13 protein-coding genes and 1 other RNA gene are annotated in these 16,732 nt (G+C 71.0%); 11 read left to right on the forward strand and 3 right to left on the reverse strand.

Annotated features, from left to right (window positions below):
- Positions 1 to 5: 5 nt before the first annotated feature.
- Positions 6 to 1,013, reverse strand: a complete 1,008-nt coding sequence (locus FB391_RS06990; protein ID WP_141894660.1) for an AAA family ATPase — start codon at positions 1,011 to 1,013, stop codon at positions 6 to 8.
- A gap of 208 nt (positions 1,014 to 1,221) precedes the next feature.
- On the opposite strand from FB391_RS06990, the gene ffs reads away from it, so the two are divergent.
- The 5 genes from ffs (at position 1,222) to FB391_RS07015 (ending at position 8,016) form a co-directional block, all read left to right on the forward strand.
- Positions 1,222 to 1,318, forward strand: an RNA gene (ffs, locus tag FB391_RS06995) — signal recognition particle sRNA small type.
- A 52-nt stretch (positions 1,319 to 1,370) separates the two neighbouring features.
- Positions 1,371 to 3,515, forward strand: coding sequence for a phosphate acetyltransferase (gene pta, locus FB391_RS07000; protein ID WP_141893757.1), 2,145 nt, complete (start codon positions 1,371 to 1,373; stop codon positions 3,513 to 3,515).
- Between the two features lie 5 nt (positions 3,516 to 3,520).
- Positions 3,521 to 4,747, forward strand: coding sequence for an acetate/propionate family kinase (locus FB391_RS07005; protein WP_141893758.1), 1,227 nt, complete (start codon positions 3,521 to 3,523; stop codon positions 4,745 to 4,747).
- 24 nt (positions 4,748 to 4,771) lie between these two features.
- A complete protein-coding gene (locus FB391_RS07010) occupies positions 4,772 to 5,497 on the forward strand; it encodes an HAD family hydrolase (RefSeq protein WP_141893759.1) in 726 nt (241 codons plus the stop codon).
- The gene (locus FB391_RS07015) at positions 5,494 to 8,016 is read left to right on the forward strand and encodes a glycoside hydrolase family 65 protein (RefSeq protein ID WP_141893760.1); all 2,523 of its coding nucleotides are present in this window, start codon (positions 5,494 to 5,496) and stop codon (positions 8,014 to 8,016) included. Before FB391_RS07010 ends, FB391_RS07015 begins: the two co-directional genes overlap by 4 nt.
- Before the next feature lie 24 nt (positions 8,017 to 8,040).
- Here the strand turns inward: FB391_RS07015 and FB391_RS07020 are convergent, their stop codons facing one another.
- Positions 8,041 to 8,712, reverse strand: coding sequence for a YdeI/OmpD-associated family protein (locus FB391_RS07020; protein ID WP_141893761.1), 672 nt, complete (start codon positions 8,710 to 8,712; stop codon positions 8,041 to 8,043).
- 71 nt (positions 8,713 to 8,783) lie between these two features.
- Here FB391_RS07020 and FB391_RS07025 point away from each other — a divergent pair, with 71 nt between their 5' ends.
- The 3 genes from FB391_RS07025 to FB391_RS07035 all read left to right on the forward strand — a co-directional run bounded on the left by FB391_RS07025 (position 8,784) and on the right by FB391_RS07035 (position 12,728).
- Positions 8,784 to 11,084, forward strand: coding sequence for a DNA polymerase III subunit gamma and tau (locus FB391_RS07025; protein WP_141893762.1), 2,301 nt, complete (start codon positions 8,784 to 8,786; stop codon positions 11,082 to 11,084).
- 3 nt (positions 11,085 to 11,087) lie between these two features.
- Positions 11,088 to 11,681, forward strand: a complete 594-nt coding sequence (recR, locus tag FB391_RS07030; RefSeq protein ID WP_141893763.1) for a recombination mediator RecR — start codon at positions 11,088 to 11,090, stop codon at positions 11,679 to 11,681.
- Between the two features lie 117 nt (positions 11,682 to 11,798).
- Positions 11,799 to 12,728 (forward strand): DMT family transporter, encoded by a 930-nt coding sequence (locus FB391_RS07035; protein ID WP_141893764.1) that lies wholly within the window; start codon positions 11,799 to 11,801, stop codon positions 12,726 to 12,728.
- A gap of 6 nt (positions 12,729 to 12,734) precedes the next feature.
- Here the strand turns inward: FB391_RS07035 and FB391_RS07040 are convergent, their stop codons facing one another.
- On the reverse strand, positions 12,735 to 13,223 hold the full coding sequence (locus tag FB391_RS07040; RefSeq protein ID WP_141893765.1) for a hypothetical protein: 489 nt from the start codon (positions 13,221 to 13,223) through the stop codon (positions 12,735 to 12,737).
- Positions 13,224 to 13,386: 163 nt separating this feature from the next.
- On the opposite strand from FB391_RS07040, the gene FB391_RS07045 reads away from it, so the two are divergent.
- The 3 genes from FB391_RS07045 to FB391_RS07055 all read left to right on the forward strand — a co-directional run bounded on the left by FB391_RS07045 (position 13,387) and on the right by FB391_RS07055 (position 16,643).
- Entirely contained in the window at positions 13,387 to 14,673 is a 1,287-nt protein-coding gene (locus FB391_RS07045) for an aspartate kinase (protein ID WP_141893766.1), read from the forward strand.
- Positions 14,674 to 14,678: 5 nt separating this feature from the next.
- Positions 14,679 to 15,194 carry a GNAT family N-acetyltransferase gene (locus tag FB391_RS07050; protein WP_141893767.1) on the forward strand — a complete coding sequence of 172 codons (516 nt, stop codon included), beginning with the start codon at positions 14,679 to 14,681 and terminating at the stop codon, positions 15,192 to 15,194.
- 378 nt (positions 15,195 to 15,572) lie between these two features.
- Positions 15,573 to 16,643 carry an aspartate-semialdehyde dehydrogenase gene (locus FB391_RS07055; protein ID WP_141893768.1) on the forward strand — a complete coding sequence of 357 codons (1,071 nt, stop codon included), beginning with the start codon at positions 15,573 to 15,575 and terminating at the stop codon, positions 16,641 to 16,643.
- The last annotated feature ends 89 nt before the right edge of the window (positions 16,644 to 16,732 follow it).

Here is a 16,732-nt window from a genome sequence, read left to right on the forward strand (position 1 = left end):
CGTTCTCACTGCCTTGCGGCGATGGGCACGCGCACGCTGGCGGCGACGCGCTCGAGGATCGTCGTGATCGCGTCCGCGGCCGTCCCCGCGCGCGCGCCGCCCGCGGAACGGGTCGGGATGAGCCGGTGCGAGAACACCGGCAGCAGCAGCGCCGTGATGTCGTCGGGGATGACGAACGCGCGCCCGTCGAGCGCGGCCCACACCTTGGCGGCGCGCACCAGCTGCAGCGTCGCGCGCGGGCTCGCGCCCAGGCGCAGGTCGGCGTGCGTGCGCGTCGCCTGCGACAGCGCCACCGCGTAGTCCTCGATCGCCGGTGCCACGTGGACCGCTCGGGCCCACGCGATGAGGCTCGTCACCTGGTCCGCCGAGACGACGGCCTTGAGCTGATCGAGCGGGTTGACCGTGTCGCGCTGGCGCAGCATCAGCGCTTCGGACCGTGCGTCCGGGTAGCCCATCGAGATGCGCATCATGAAGCGGTCGCGCTGCGCCTCGGGCAGGGCGTAGGTGCCCTCCATCTCGAGCGGGTTCTGCGTCGCGACGACGAGGAACGGCTCGGGCACGTAGTGCGTGCGGCCGTCGACGGTGACCTGCCGCTCCTCCATGGCCTCCAGCAGCGCCGACTGGGTCTTGGGGGAGGAGCGGTTGATCTCGTCGGCGATGACGATGTGCGCGAAGATCGCACCCGGCTTGAACTCGAACTCGCGCTCGACCGGGTTGAAGACGCTCACACCCGTCACATCGCCGGGAAGCAGGTCGGGCGTGAACTGGATGCGCCGCACGGTGGCGTCGACCGAGGTCGCGAGGGCGCGCGCGAGCATCGTCTTGCCGACGCCTGGCACATCCTCGATCAGCAGGTGCCCTTCCGCCAGCAGGCAGACCAGGGCGCTGCGCACCGCGTCGGGCTTGCCGTCGATGACGCTGCCGACGGCGTCGAGGATCGCGTCGGTGACCCGCGCGAACCCCTCGGCCGTGAGCGTTCCGGACCCCCGCGCGGCGGCATCCGTCCCCGTCATCTGCGCATCCGTGGCGGTATCGACCATCGAGGCCTCCTGTTCCGCCTCCCATCAGGCGGTTCGGCGGGTGGACGCGGGCGTCCTCGCCCACGGCTCGATCCTAACCACGGCGCGACGGGCGCGGCACTGGGAGATCGCTGGATGCCGGCGGCCGCGGTCGCGCGGCCGGCCCGCGCGCGGGGGCGCCTGCGGATCGGGTTAGACTGGTGTCAGCTCTCCGCGAGGCGGCATCCAGGCCAACTCCCCCAGGACGGAAACGTAGCAAGGGTAACCAGGCTCTGCCGGGTTCGCGGAGAGTCTTACTTTTCCCGGCGGGCTCCCTGTCGCCGCGCCGCCGGCCGACCCTAGGCTGGACGCGTGGCGCAGAGCATCTACATCACGTCGGCAGAAGGCCACTCGGGCAAGTCCACGGTCGCACTCGGCGTCCTCGACGCGCTGAGCCATGCGACACCGCGCGTGGGGGTGTTCCGGGCGATCGCGCGGTCGACCGTCGAGCGCGACTACGTGCTCGAGATGCTCCTCGACCACGACGGCGTCGACCTGCCGTACGACGAGTGCATCGGCGTCACCTACGACGACGTGCGCCACGATCCCGATGCCGCACTGGCGACGATCGTCGAGCGGTACAAGGCCGTGGAAGCGCAGTGCGACGCGGTCGTGATCGTCGGCAGCGACTACACCGACGTCGGCAGTCCGGCCGAGCTCGCCTACAACGCCCGAATCGCCGCCAACCTGGGCGCGCCCGTGCTGCTGGTGCTCGGCGGACGGTCGGCGCAGAACCAGACCCAGCCCGAGCAGCTCGGCTCGTCGCTCGCGCGCACGCCCGCCGAGGTGGGGCAGATCGCCGACCTGGCGCTCGCCGAGCTCGCGCACGGGCGGGCGAAGCTGTTCGCGGTGATCGCCAACCGCGCCGACCCGGGCCTGACCGCCGAGACCATCGCCGAGATCCGGCGTGCGGTCGCGGCATCCACCTCCGCTCCCGCCGCCGGCGCCGCACCCGTGCCGGTCTGGGCGATCCCCGAGGATCGCTTCCTCGTCGCCCCGTCTATTCGCGGCATCATGCGCGCCGTCGAGGGGGAGCTGCTCTCGGGCGATCCCGACCGGCTCACCCGCGAGGCGCTCGCCGTCGTCGTGGCGGGCATGTCGATGGTCAACGTGCTGCCGCGGCTGCTCGAGGGCGGCGTGGTGATCATCCCGGCCGACCGGTCCGAAGTGCTGCTGGCCACGCTTCTCGCGAACGCGTCGGGCACCTTCCCGTCGATCTCGGGCATCGTCCTCAACGGCGGGTTCGAGCTGCCCGAGCCGGTCACCCGCCTGCTCGACGGGCTGGGGTCCAAGGTGCCGATCATCACCACCGAGCTCGGCACGTACGAGACGGCGGTGCGCATCATGACCACGCGGGGGCGCCTCGCCGCCGATTCGCAGCGCCGCTACGACACCGCGCTGTCGCTGTTCGAGCAGAGTGTCGACATCGACGAGCTGCTGACGGCGTTCGGCGTCGCACGCGCGACCGTGGTGACGCCGCTCATGTTCGAGTTCCAGCTCATCGAGCGCGCCCGGGCGCAGCGCAAGCGGATCGTGCTGCCCGAGGGCGACGACGACCGTGTGCTCCGCGCCGCCGCGACCGTGCTCAAGCGCGGGATCGCCGACCTCGTGATCCTGGGCGAGCCGTTCGAGGTGCGCTCGCGCGCGATCGAGCTCGGCATCGACCTGCAGGGCGCCGAGGTGCTCTCGCCGATGGACGCCGTGCACGTCCACAAGTTCGCCGAGGAGTACGCGCGGCTGCGCGCCCACAAGGGCGTGACGGTGGCGCAGGCGTCCGACACCGTCACCGACGTCTCGTACTTCGGCACGATGATGGTGCACCTGGGCCTGGCCGACGGCATGGTGTCGGGCGCCGCCCACACCACCGCGCACACGATCCGGCCCGCGTTCGAGATCATCAAGACCAGGCCTGGCGTCTCGGTCGTCTCCAGCGTGTTCCTCATGGCGCTCGCCGACCGTGTGCTCGTCTACGGCGACTGCGCGGTGATCCCCGATCCCACGAGCGAGCAGCTGGCCGACATCGCCATCTCGTCCGCGGCGACGGCGGCGCAGTTCGGCATCGACCCGCGTGTGGCGATGCTGTCGTACTCGACGGGCGAGTCCGGTTCGGGCGCCGACGTCGAGAAGGTGAGGGATGCCACGGCTCTCGTCCGCACCAGAGCGCCCGAGTTGCTCGTCGAAGGCCCGATCCAGTACGACGCCGCCGCCGACGCCGCGGTGGCCGCGGCGAAGATGCCCGGATCACAGGTGGCCGGGCGTGCCACGGTGTTCGTGTTCCCCGACCTGAACACCGGCAACAACACCTACAAGGCCGTCCAGCGCTCCGCGGGCGCCGTCGCGATCGGGCCTGTGCTGCAAGGCCTCAACAAGCCCATCAACGACCTGTCGCGCGGCGCCCTCGTCGACGACATCGTGAACACCATCGCCATCACCGCCATCCAGGCGCAGGGGGAGTGACGCCCATGATCCCCGTCCTGGTCATCAACAGCGGCTCGTCGTCGTTCAAGTACCAGCTGCTCGACATGGCGACCGAGCGCACGCTCGCCTCGGGTCTCGTCGAGCGGATCGGCGAGCCGGTGGGGGTCGCCCGGCACACCGTGTACGCGACACCGACGGACGGGCCGGCCCCGGCCTTCCTAGACGCGACGCGGACGCGCGAGCTGCCGATCCCCGACCACACGGCGGGCTTCGCGGTGATGCTCGACGCCTTCGCCGCGGACGGCCCGTCGCTCGACGAGCAGCCGCCGGTCGCCGTGGGCCACCGCGTGGTGCACGGCGGTGCGCGCTTCTTCGAGCCGACGCTGATCACGCCGCTCGTCGAGATCAACATCGACGAGCTGTCGGTGCTCGCGCCGCTGCACAACCCTGCCAACCTCGCGGGGATCCACGCCGCCCGACGGGCGTTCCCGGATGTGCCGCACGTCGCCGTGTTCGACACGGCGTTCCACCAGACCCTGGCGCCCGCGGCCTACACGTACGCGATCAACGCCGAGGTGGCGGCATCCCATCGCATCCGGCGGTACGGGTTCCACGGCACGTCGCACAAGTTCGTGAGCGAGGCGGCGGCCGCGTTCCTCGGCCGCCCGCTCGGCGAGCTGAAGCAGATCGTGTTCCACCTGGGCAACGGCGCATCGGTCACGGCGATCGACGGCGGACGCTCCATCGACACGTCGATGGGCTTCACGCCCCTGGAGGGCCTCGTGATGGGCACGCGCTCGGGCGACATCGACCCCGCGGTGCTGTTCCAGCTCCAACGGCGCGCGGGGATGGACGTGGACGACCTCGACGACCTCCTCAACAAGCGCAGCGGGCTGCTCGGTCTCGCCGGTTCCAACGACCTGCGCGACATCAGGGCGGGCATCGAGCGCGGCGACGAGCGCGCCATCCTCGCGTTCCAGGTCTACGTCCACCGCCTGCGCGCATACGCCGGCGCCTACCTGGCGCAGCTCGGCGGGGCCGACGTCATCTCGTTCACCGCCGGCGTCGGCGAGAACGCCCCGCTCGTGCGCTCCGGCGCACTCGAGACCCTGGGCTTCGCGGGCGTCGAGATCGACCACGAGCGCAACGAGAGCCCGGACCGCGGCATCCGCGTCATCTCGACCGACGCGTCGCCCGTGACGGTGCTGGTCGTCCCGACCGACGAAGAGCTCGAGATCGCGCGACAGACGCTCGGCGTCTCCCGCGCGTAACCTGCCCCACGTACCCTGAAGCCCATGGATGCGCTCCCCGATCTCACCGCCTACGACGCCGTGCTGTTCGATCTGGACGGCGTGCTGACGCCGACCGCGGAAGTGCACATGCACGCGTGGCAGACCATGTTCGAAGAGCTCTTCGCCGCGTGGGACATCACGCCGCCGTACACCGAGCGCGACTACTTCGACCACCTCGACGGCAAGAAGCGCTACGACGGCGTGGCGAGCCTGCTGCGCTCGCGCGACGTCGAGGTGCCGTGGGGGGCTCCGTCGGACCCCGTGACCGCCGACACGGTGTGCGGGATCGGCAACCGCAAGAACGCCGTTTTCGAGCGTGTGCTCCGCGCCGACGGGATCGCCGCGTATCCTGGATCGCTGCGCCTGCTCGACGTCCTCGCAGCGGCCGGCACCCCGGTCGCCGTGGTGTCGAGCTCGAAGAACGCCGAAGAGGTGCTGGCCGTGGCCGGCATCCGCGACCGCTTCGCGGTCGTGATGGACGGCGTGATCGCCGAGCGCGACCACCTCGCCTCCAAGCCCGCTCCCGACGTGTTCGTCGAGGCGGCGCGGATGCTGGGGGTCGAGCCCGCGCGCAGCGCCGCGGTCGAAGACGCCATCAGCGGGGTGCGCTCCGCGGCAGCGGGCGGCTTCGGCCTGGTGGTGGGCGTGGACCGCGGCGTCGGACAGCAGGACCTGGTGGATGCCGGGGCCCATGTGGTGGTGAAGGATCTGGAGGAGTTCGTACGATGATCGATCGCGATCGGTTCCCCGTCGACCCGTGGCGGCTCGTCGAGACGTCGTTCGACGAGGACGACGCCGGCGTCACAGAGACGCTGTTCGCCGTCGGCAACGGCTACCTGGGGTTGCGCGGCAATCACCCCGAGGGGCGGTTCGCGCACGAGCACGGCACGTTCATCAACGGGTTCCACGAGACCTTCCCGATCCGCCACGCCGAGCAGGCGTACGGATTCGCCGAGGTCGGGCAGACCATCGTCAACGCGCCCGACGCGAAGGTCATGCGCGTGTACGTCGACGACGAGCCGCTCTCGCTGGACGTCGCGGATGTGCGGGAGTACGAGCGCGTGCTCGACATGCGCGACGGCGTGCTGCGCCGCCACATCCTGTGGGTGACGCCGTCGGGCAAAGAGGTGCGCATCGACTTCGAGCGCCTCGTGTCGTTCGAAGAGAAGCACCTCGCGCTCATGTCGGTCGACGTCACCGTCCTCAACGCCGACGCGCCGGTCACCGTCAGCTGCCAGATGATCAACCGCCAGGACGGCGAGGACGTCTACGGCGGCACGCCGCCGACCCGCCGCGCGAAGGCGGCGTTCGACCCGCGCAAGGCGGAGCGCATCCATGAGCGGGTGCTGCAGCCGCAGGAGTACTGGCAGGACGGCACCCGTGCGGCGCTGTCATACCGCGTCACCGAGTCGGGCATGTCGCTCGCCGTCATCGCCGACCACATCGTCGAGACCGAGAACGAGTACAGCGCACGCTCGCTCATCGAGCCCGACATCGCCAAGAACGTGTTCCGCGTGCAGGCGAAGGCGGGCGTGCCGGTGCGGGTCACCAAGCTCGTCAGCTACCACACGTCCCGCGGCGTGCCGGCCCGGGAGCTCGTCGACCGGTGCCGCCGCACGCTCGACCGCGCCCTGAGCGAGGGCGTCGACGTCGTCCGCGAGCGGCAGCGCGCCTGGCTCGACGGCTTCTGGGAGCGCTCGGACGTGCGCATCGGCGGCCACGACGACCTGCAGCAGGCCACCCGCTGGTGCCTGTTCCAGCTCGCGCAGGCCGCAGCGCGCGCCGACGGCCTGGGCGTGCCCGCCAAGGGCATGACCGGCTCGGGATACTCGGGCCACTACTTCTGGGACACCGAGATCTACGTGCTCCCGTTCCTCGCGTACACGACGCCGCTGTGGGCGCGCAACGCGCTGCGCATGCGGTACCTGATGCTGCCGGCCGCCCGTCGACGCGCCTTCCAGCTCAACGAGGCCGGGGCGCTGTTCCCGTGGCGCACCATCAACGGCGAGGAGGCGTCGGCGTACTACGCCGCCGGCACCGCGCAGTACCACATCAACGCCGACGTGAGCTTCGCGCTGGCGACCTACGTGCGCGCGACCGGCGATGACGAGTTCCTCCACCGCGAGGGCGTGGACATCGCCGTCGAGACGGCGCGCCTGTGGGCGACCCTCGGCTTCTGGCGCTCGAGCGACGGTGCCGAGGACGGCGACGGCGAGGTGTTCCACATCCACGGCGTCACCGGTCCCGACGAGTACACGACCGTCGTGAACGACAACCTGTTCACGAACGTCATGGCCCGCTTCAACCTGCGCTTCGCGGCACGCACCGTCCGCGAGATGGCGGAGCTCGACGGCGAGGTGTACCGGCAGATGGTCGACCGGCTCGCCCTCGAGCCGGGCGAGCCCGAGGCGTGGGACCGGGCCGCCGAGGCCATGCACATCCCGTTCAGCCCGAGTCTCGGCATCCATCCGCAGGATCATGTGTTCCTCGAGCGCGAGGTGTGGGACCTCGAGAACACGCCTGCCGACAAGCGCCCGCTGCTGCTGCACTTCCACCCGCTGGTGATCTACCGGTACCAGGTGCTCAAGCAGGCCGACGTCGTGCTCGCGCTCTTCCTGCAGGGCAACCACTTCTCGCCCGAGGACAAGCTCGCCGACTTCGAGTACTACGACCCGCTGACGACGGGCGACTCGACGCTGTCGGCGGTCGTGCAGTCCATCCTGGCCGCCGAGGTGGGGTACCAGGACCTCGCGCTCGACTACTTCCGGCAGTCGATCTTCGTCGACCTCGCCGACCTGCACCACAACGCGTCCGACGGCGTGCACGTCGCGTCGGCGGGAGGCGTGTGGACGGCGCTGGTGTCGGGCTTCGGCGGGATGCGCGACCACTTCGGCGAGCTGTCGTTCGATCCGCGGCTGCCGGCGGCATGGCCGTCGCTGGAGTTCACGCTGCACTGGCACGGCACGGCGCTGGACGTCACCGTCACGCGCGACGAGCTGCGCGTGAAGGCAGGCGAGGGCGACCCCGTCGGCTTCAGCGTGCGAGGCGTCGGCTACGTCGTGGGCGAGGGCGAAGAGGTCGTCGTGGCGCTGGACGGCCAGGGGCCGGTCATCGCCGGACGCCCGACGCTGCGGCAGCTGGGCGAGGCGCGGCGCGAAGACGGCTCGCTGCTGTCGGCGTCGGTGCCCACGGTGACCTCCACGATCCCGATCATCGTCGCCGAGACCGAGGCGGCCGCGCACGACTGACGCCGACGTGGGCCCGGCCGCGGCTCACGCGTCGGCGCAGGCCGCCGCGCGGGCGGCCTCGGCCGCGCGCGCGACCCACTTGGGCAGCTCGCCGTAGCGCTGGAAGGGCATGATCTCGCCGGCGGCGCTGCCCTCGATGAGCTGCGCGAGCCGTCGTTCGCGCGTGGTCTCCTGCTTCGCCGACAGCACCCAGTGGATCACCTGCCGGCGGTAAGTGGGGGTCGCGGCGTCGAGGAACGCCGTCGCCGCGGCGTCGGCCGCGACGCGCGCCGCCCACTCGGGCGGAAGGGACTGGTCGGGATTCTCGTGCGAGTAGACGCCGGTGCGGTCCTCACGGCGTCGCGCGTACGCCGCGAGTCCGGCCTCGGTCATGAGGCCCTGGGCGGTGAGCTGCTCGACGAGCTCGATGTTCACCTTCGACCAGTTGCTCGACGGCTTGCGCGGCGACCAGCGCTGTCGCACGGCGTCGTCGTCGATCCGCTGTGCGACCGAATCGATCCAGCCGAAGCACAGCGCGACGGGCACCGCCTGCTCCCACGTGAGTGGGCGTTCGGCGACGTGCTTCTTGTACAGCCCCATCCACAGTTCCGACGCGGTGTCATGGTGGGCTTCGAGCCACGCGCGGAACTCGTCGGGCCCGGAGAAGAAGACGGCCGGGCGCTCAGGGGTTCCGCCGGGGGTGCCGATCATCGCCATGCGCCGAGTCTGCCAGCCGAGGCCGACATCGAGCCTGCCGAAGTGTCGGACCCACGCCGTAGGCTGGGGGAGTGACCACAGCCCTCTATCGCCGCTACCGGCCCGAGTCGTTCGGCGAGATGATCGGTCAGGGGCAGGTCACCGAGCCCCTGATGACGGCGCTGCGCGGCGACCGCGTCGGGCACGCGTACCTGTTCTCGGGCCCGCGCGGCTGCGGCAAGACGACCTCCGCGCGCATCCTGGCGCGCTGCCTCAACTGCGCCGAGGGTCCGACCGACGTCCCGTGCGGGAAATGCGACAGCTGCATCGAGCTCGGCCGCGGCGGCGGCGGATCGCTCGACGTCGTCGAGATCGACGCCGCGAGCCACAACGGCGTCGACGACGCCCGAGACCTGCGCGAGCGGGCGGTGTTCGCCCCGGCCCGCGACCGGTTCAAGATCTTCATCCTCGACGAGGCGCACATGGTGACGCCGCAGGGCTTCAACGCGCTGCTCAAGCTCGTCGAAGAGCCGCCGGATCATGTCAAGTTCATCTTCGCGACGACCGAGCCCGAGAAGGTCATCGGCACGATCCGCTCGCGCACGCACCACTACCCGTTCCGGCTCGTCCCGCCGGCAGCGATGCTCGAGTACGTCGAGAAGCTGTGCGCCGAAGAGGGGGTCGAGGTCGAGCAGGGTGTGCTGCCGCTCGTGGTGCGCGCCGGCGGCGGCTCACCGCGAGACACGCTGTCGCTGCTCGATCAGCTGATCGCCGGCTCCGATGACGCCAAGGTCACCTACGCGCGTGCCGTCGCCCTGCTCGGATACACGCCCGACGAGCTGCTCGACGAGGTCATCGACGCATTCGGCTCGTCCGACGCCGGGGCGGCGTTCGCGGCCGTCGACCGTGTCGTGCAGACCGGTCAGGATCCTCGCCGCTTCGTCGATGACCTGCTCGAGCGTCTGCGCGACCTCATCGTCGTGGCGGCGACAGGGCAGGGCGCCGCCGCCGTGCTGCGCGGCATCTCGGCCGACGATCTCGCGCGCAAGCAGCGCCAGGCAGACGCCTTCGGCACGGCCCGGCTGTCGCGCATCGCCGATCTCGTCATCGCCACGCTCGACGACATGACAGGCGCCACCTCACCCCGGCTGCAGCTCGAGCTGATGGTCGCGAGGGTGCTGGCGAGGGGAGCGGACGCTTCGTCTCCTTCGTCGCTCAGCGCAAGTGCCGCAGCCCCCGCCGTCTCTGTTCCGGTCGTTGAGCGAGCGAAGCGAGACGAAACACCTGCGTCGACCGTCGGCTCGGTGCCCGCACCGGCCCCTGCCCCGGCGCCCGCACCCGAGCCGGCGCCCCCCGCGCCGCGCGAGCTCACGACCGACACCCTCGTCGCGGCGTGGCCCGACGTGCTCGCGCGGCTCGAGGGCATCAGCCGTTCGTCGTGGATGGTCGCGACCGGTTCGCGCCCTATCGCGGTGACAGCGAAGGGCGACGACCAGGTCGTGACGCTCGAGTTCACCAGCGCCGGCGATCTGACGAAGTTCAAGCCCAAGCCGCAGGGCCAGGGGGCGTTCCTCGACGTGCGCGGTGCCATCGAGCAGGTGTTCGGCATTCAGGTCAAGTTCCTGCCCCGGCTCGCCGATGGTGGAACGAGCGGTTCGAGCGGAGGGAGTGGTGCAAGCGCGGATCGCGGACCGGCACCCGCGATGGCGAGCTCTGCCACGCCTCCCGCTGCGTCACCCACCGCTGCGCCGCCGGCGGCGCAGCGGGCTCAGGCCGCTCCGCAGTCGCCGGTCGCTCCGCAGGCGACGGCCGCGGCCGCCCCGCGCACATCGGCACCGGGCTCGCAGGCCCCGAGCTCGCCGGCGCCGAGCGCGCCGGCACCGACCTCGCCGGCACCGACCTCGCCGGCACCGCGGGGTGCGGCATCCGCCCCCGCCGCGAAGACCGCCCCGGCAGCCGCCGCTCCCGTCACGGACTGGGCCGTCGCGGCGATCCCGTCCGACGACGACGCCCCGCCGCCCGATCCCGGCCCGGCCGCCATGCCGAGCATGGGCCAGTTCGCCGTCGACGACGAGCCCGAAGACGCGGCGCGCGCCCGTGTGGCGACGCTCGCGCCGCCGCAGGAAGCGCCGCACGACGGCGACGTGCTGGCACGTGCCGACCTGGCGCCGAGCGTCGAACGCGACGAGGAGCCCGACGACGACACCGGCCTCGACGAATCAGGTGCGCCCGTCGATGCACCCGTCCCCCCGACGGTCGCGCCGCCGCTCACGCCGGTCGTGCGTCCGCGCAACGACGGCGTCCAGCGGTACGGAGAAGCCGTCGTGCGCCAGGTGCTCGGGGCGACGTTCGTCCGCGAGGAGCCCTTCGAGCCCCCGACGAGGTTCAGTTAGGCCATGTACGACGGCATCGTCCAAGACCTGATCGACGAGTTCGGCCGCCTGCCCGGGATCGGCCCGAAGTCGGCGCAGCGCATCGCGTTCCACATCCTGCAGACGCCGAACTTCGACGTCTCGCACCTCGCCGAGCTCCTGGCAGTGGTCCGTGAGAAGGTGCGCTTCTGCGAGGTGTGCGGCAACGTCTCGGAGCAGGAGCGCTGCTCCATCTGCCGCGACCCCCGCCGCAACCAGACGCTCATCTGCGTCGTCGAGGACGCCAAGGACGTCGCCGCCATCGAGCGGACGCGCGAGTTCCGCGGCCTGTACCACGTGCTCGGCGGCGCCATCAGCCCGATCGCCGGGATCGGCCCCGACGACCTGCGCATCGCGCAGCTGATGCAGCGCCTCGCGGACGGCACCGTGCAGGAGGTCATCCTCGCGACCAACCCCAACCTCGAGGGCGAGGCGACGGCGACCTACCTCAGCCGCCTGCTGCACACGCTCGAGATCTCCGTCACCCGCCTCGCCTCCGGACTTCCCGTCGGCGGCGACCTCGAGTACGCCGACGAGGTCACCCTCGGCCGCGCCTTCGAGGGCCGGCGCTCGGTCTGAATCAGGCTCCGCCGTCACGATGTCCGTGATCGGTCGTAGAGTGGCGCTCGCGATCCTCGTGCCGACCGTCCGCCCGGGTGATCCTGGTTCGATGACGACGGCCACGGAAGGCACCGGATGAATCCCGTCCAGCGGTTCGACACGCGTGCGTGGCTCCTGTTCGCCGCGATGGCGCTGCTGTGGGGCATCCCGTATCTGTTCATCAGCGTCGCGGTGGAGTCGTACTCGCCGGCGGCGGTGGTGGCGGGCCGCACCCTCCTCGGCGCCGTATTGCTGCTGCCGTTCGCGATCCGTGCAAAGGCGCTGCGACCCGCCTTCGCCAAGATCGGCTGGGTGCTGCTGTTCGGCGCGATCGAGATGGCGGGACCGTTCCTGCTGCTCGGGCATGCCGAGCAGACGCTGCCATCCGGGCTCACCGGACTGCTGGTCGCCACCGTGCCGCTGTTCGCCGCGATCATCGCGTTCGGCGGCGGCGACCGTTCCGTGCTGAGCCCGTGGCGGGCGATCGGGCTGTTCGTGGGATTCGCCGGCGTGTTCGTCATCGTCGCGGGTCCAGGCCTCGCCGTCGAGGGCGGGGGCGGCCTCATCGCCGTCGGCGAGGTCCTGCTGGTCGCACTGCTGTACGCGATCGCACCGTTCGTGATCGCGGCGAAGCTGCACGATGTGCCATCGCTGGGATCCATCACGCTCGCGCTCTTCGCGGTCGGGATCTTCTACACCCCCATCGCCTTCCTCACGCAGCACGAGGTTCCCACGCTCGAGAGCACCGTCTCGCTCGTCGCGCTCGCCGTGCTGTGCACCGCGATCGCATTCATCACGTTCTTCGCGCTCATCCGGCGCGTGGGGCCGGTGCGCGCCCCGCTGTTCACCTATGTCAACCCGGTGGTGGCGATCGTGCTGGGAACGATCATCCTCGGCGAGCCCCTCACTCCGGGGCTGCTCCTCGGGTTCCCGCTGGTGCTCGTCGGCTGCTGGCTCGCCGCCACCGGCGGCACGTTCGGCTCGCGGGCGTCCGACAGTGATCTTCCGCCGGTCGCGCCCGGCTGATCCCCGTCAGCGAAGCACCTCGACGAGCACGATCCACGAGATCAGCAGCGCCGCGACGACGGCGATGAGCGAGCCGACGGCCAGCCAGAGGGGCGCCGCAGGGACGGCGGCGATCAGGAGCGCACCGCCGACCGCGTACGCGAGGGGAGCGACGAAGCCGACAGCCGCCTTGAGCCCCCGCATCCGGTTCTCGGGATGCCGGTTCTCGAAGATCCGCCGCGACGCCTGCACCTGGAAGACCCCGGCACCGATCGCTATCACCAGCACCGCGACGCCCGCGGCGACGGGGTCGACGTCGGGCATGAGCGCGATGGCCGACGCGATCAGGGCGAGCACCAGTCCGGCGATGCCGGCCGCCAGGCGGGACGTCAGCGACGCCTCCTTGATGATCTGGCCGATGTTGACGCTCGCGGCGACGATCACGAGACCGGCGAGGGCTGCCGTCGCGCCGGCCATGGCGACGTTGAACTCGGACCACGCGGCAAGCTCGTCCATGCTCCGGATGCTAGCGGCTCGGCGCGATCGCGTGCCGGCGCGCCGTGGGCCGCGCCGGCGCGTGGTCGGTCCGCGGTCACATGGCCGGGGCCGCATGAACGCCTCCGTAAGATGGAACGTCGGGTGCGGCATCCGGCCCCTCATACACGCGTGGAGTTTCATCGTGGCGCTGATCGTCCAGAAGTACGGCGGATCGTCGGTCGCGGATGCCGTGAGCATCAAGCGGGTCGCGAAGCGGATCGTCGACACGCGTCGCGCCGGACACGACGTGGTCGTCGCGGTGAGCGCGATGGGCGACACCACCGACGAGCTGCTCGACCTCGCGGGCCAGGTCGCCCCGATCCCCGCGCCGCGCGAACTCGACATGCTGCTGTCGAGCGGTGAGCGCATCTCGATGGCACTGCTGGCGATGGCGATCCACTCGATGGGCTTCGAGGCTCGCTCGTTCACCGGAAGCCAGGCGGGCATGATCACGACCGCCGACCACGGTTCGGCGCGCATCGTCGACGTCACGCCGATCCGGCTGCGCGAGGCACTCGACGAAGGCGCCATCGTCATCGTCGCCGGCTTCCAGGGCTTCAACCGCGACACTCGCGACATCACGACGCTCGGCCGCGGCGGATCCGACACCACCGCCGTCGCCCTCGCCGCGGCGCTCGACGCCGACGTCTGCGAGATCTACAGCGATGTCGACGGGATCTTCACCGCCGACCCCCGTGTCGTGCCGAAGGCCCGCAAGCTCGGCGTCGTCTCGGCCGAGGAGATGCTCGAACTCGCCGCCAACGGCGCGAAGGTGCTGTACATCCGCGCCGTCGAATACGCACGTCGTCACGGCGTGCTGATCCACGCCCGCTCCACGTTCAGCTCGGGCGTGGGAACCTACGTGCTCGGCCCGGGGATGACCGCTCCCGACGGCCAAGAGGGAGAAGAGATGGAAGAGCCCATCGTCGCCGGAGTCGCCACCGACCTCGGCCAGGCCAAGGTCACCGTCATCGGCGTGCCGGACGTGCCCGGCAAGGCCGCCGAGATCTTCAAGGTGATCGCGAAGTCCGGCGCCAACGTCGACATGATCGTGCAGAACGTGTCGGCGGCGACCACCGGCCGCACCGACATCTCGTTCACGCTCCCCAAGACGGACGCCGCGACGGCGCTCAAGGCGCTCGCCGGCGACCAGGCCGACATCGGGTTCGAGAGCCTCGTCCACGACGACCAGATCGGCAAGCTGTCGGTCGTCGGCGCCGGCATGCGCACGCATTCCGGTGTCTCGGCGACGCTGTTCGAGGCGCTCAGCGTCGCCGGCATCAACATCGAGATGATCTCGACCTCTGAGATCCGCATCTCGGTCGTCGTGCGCGGCGACGACCTCGCCGAGGCCGCCCGCGTCGTGCACACGGCGTACGGTCTCGACGGCGACGTCGAAGCCGTCGTCCACGCCGGCACCGGCCGCTGACCGGCGTGCTCGCCGCGCTCGACCTGCCGGCCACGCTCACGACGCGCGACGGCGACGTCACGCTCCGGGCCGCGCGTCCTGACGATCTCGACGCGCTGATGGCACTCCTCTCGGACGATCCCATCAGCGCCGCGCGCGGCGACAACGGGCTCGACGAGATTCGTCCCGCCTACGCCCGTGCGCTCGCGCGCATCGCGGACGATCCCGCGAACACGCAGCTCGTGGTGACGGACGGCGACCGCCTCATCGGCACGATGCAGCTGACCGTCATCCCGGGGCTCGCCCGCGCCGGGTCCGACCGCCTGCAGGTCGAGACGGTCCGTGTCGCGAGCGACCGCCGCTCGTCGGGCATCGGGGCCGCCATGATGCACTGGGTCGAGGAGGTCGCCGCCCCGGACCTCGGCACATCGCTGATCCAGCTCACGTCCGACGCCGCGCGCGTCGACGCCCACCGCTTCTACGAGCGCCTCGGCTTCACACCGTCGCACGTCGGCTTCAAGCTCCGCGTGCCGCGCGCCTGACGCGCACTCCTGGGGAGAGTGGATGCCGCGGCCGCCGGCATCCACCGATTCGCGCTGTCGTCCGTTCGCGCTATCCAAATCGGCACTCGCTGCCCTTCTCGTTCCGACCATTCCCTGTGCGCTGTCGAAATCGGCAAGCGCTGTCGTTGTATTCGGGCGCGGATGCCGATTTCGACGGCGCGGACGATCCCGCACGATCCGACGAGTGGATGCCGGTGGCCGCGGCCGCAGTCCGCCCGGCGCAACGGCGTCACGGCGTAGCGGCGTAATGGCGGGCCGAGGCATCCCGAGGCGGCGGTAGAATCGCCGGAACCCCGCGCGTCCGACGGTGCCCGCGCGATCGCTTCGCCGCCCTGCTCACGCTGAGGAAACACGCCCATGACCCGCATCTCCGATTCAGGACTCTCCGTCGCCGTCGTCGGCGCCACCGGCCAGGTCGGCGGTGCGATGATCGACATCCTCGAGCAGCGCGGATTCCCCGTGCGCGAGTTCCGAGCTTTCGCCACAGCCCGTTCCGCCGGTTCCGATGTCGTGTTCCAGGGTCAGGCGGTCACCGTCGAGGATGTCGCGACCGCCGACTTCGCGGGTATCGACATCGCGATCTTCTCCGCGGGTGCGACCGGCAGCCGCACGTACGCCCCGCGCTTCGTCGAGGCCGGTGCGACGGTCGTCGACAACTCGAGCGCCTGGCGCATGGACCCCGACGTGCCGCTGGTCGTCAGCGAGGTCAACCCGCACGCGATCGCCGAGGCACGCAAGGGCATCATCGCGAACCCCAACTGCACCACGATGGCCGCCATGCCGATCCTGAAGGTCCTCGACGCCGAGGCGGGCCTGGAGCGCCTCATCATCAGCACGTACCAGGCGGTCAGCGGCTCGGGACTCGCGGGTGTCCAGGAGCTCCTCGGCCAGCTCGAGGGCGTGCTCGCCCAGGGCGACGTCGAGCGCCTCGCCCGCGACGGCGCCGCCCTCGACTTCCCGCAGCCCGAGAAGTACATCGCTCCCATCGCGTTCGACGTGATCCCGTTCGCCGGCAACCTCGTCGACGACGGCCTCAACGAGACCGACGAAGAGAAGAAGCTCCGCAACGAGAGCCGCAAGATCCTCGAGCTGCCCGACCTCCGGGTGGCGGGCACGTGCGTGCGCGTCCCCGTCCTCACCGGCCACTCGCTGTCGATCAACGTCGAGTTCGCACGTGACATCACGCCCGATCGTGCACGCGAGGTGCTCTCTTCGGCACCGGGCGTCAAGCTCGAAGAGGTTCCCACGCCGCTGCAGGCCGCCGGGACCGACCCCAGCTACGTGGGCCGCATCCGCGCCGACCAGTCGGCGCCCGAGGGCAAGGGCCTCGTGCTGTTCATCTCGAACGACAACCTGCGCAAGGGCGCGGCGCTGAACGCCGTGCAGATCGCGGAGCTGATCGCGGCCGAGGTGGGCGCGAACGCCTGACCCGCACGCCGGTGACGAGGGGATGCCGCGAGCCGCGGCATCCCCTTCGTACACCGTGGACAGCGCACGGTCCGCGGCTGGCCGTCGCG

This window comes from Microbacterium kyungheense (assembly GCF_006783905.1).
In the GTDB taxonomy this organism is placed as follows: Bacteria; Actinomycetota; Actinomycetes; order Actinomycetales; family Microbacteriaceae; genus Microbacterium; species Microbacterium kyungheense.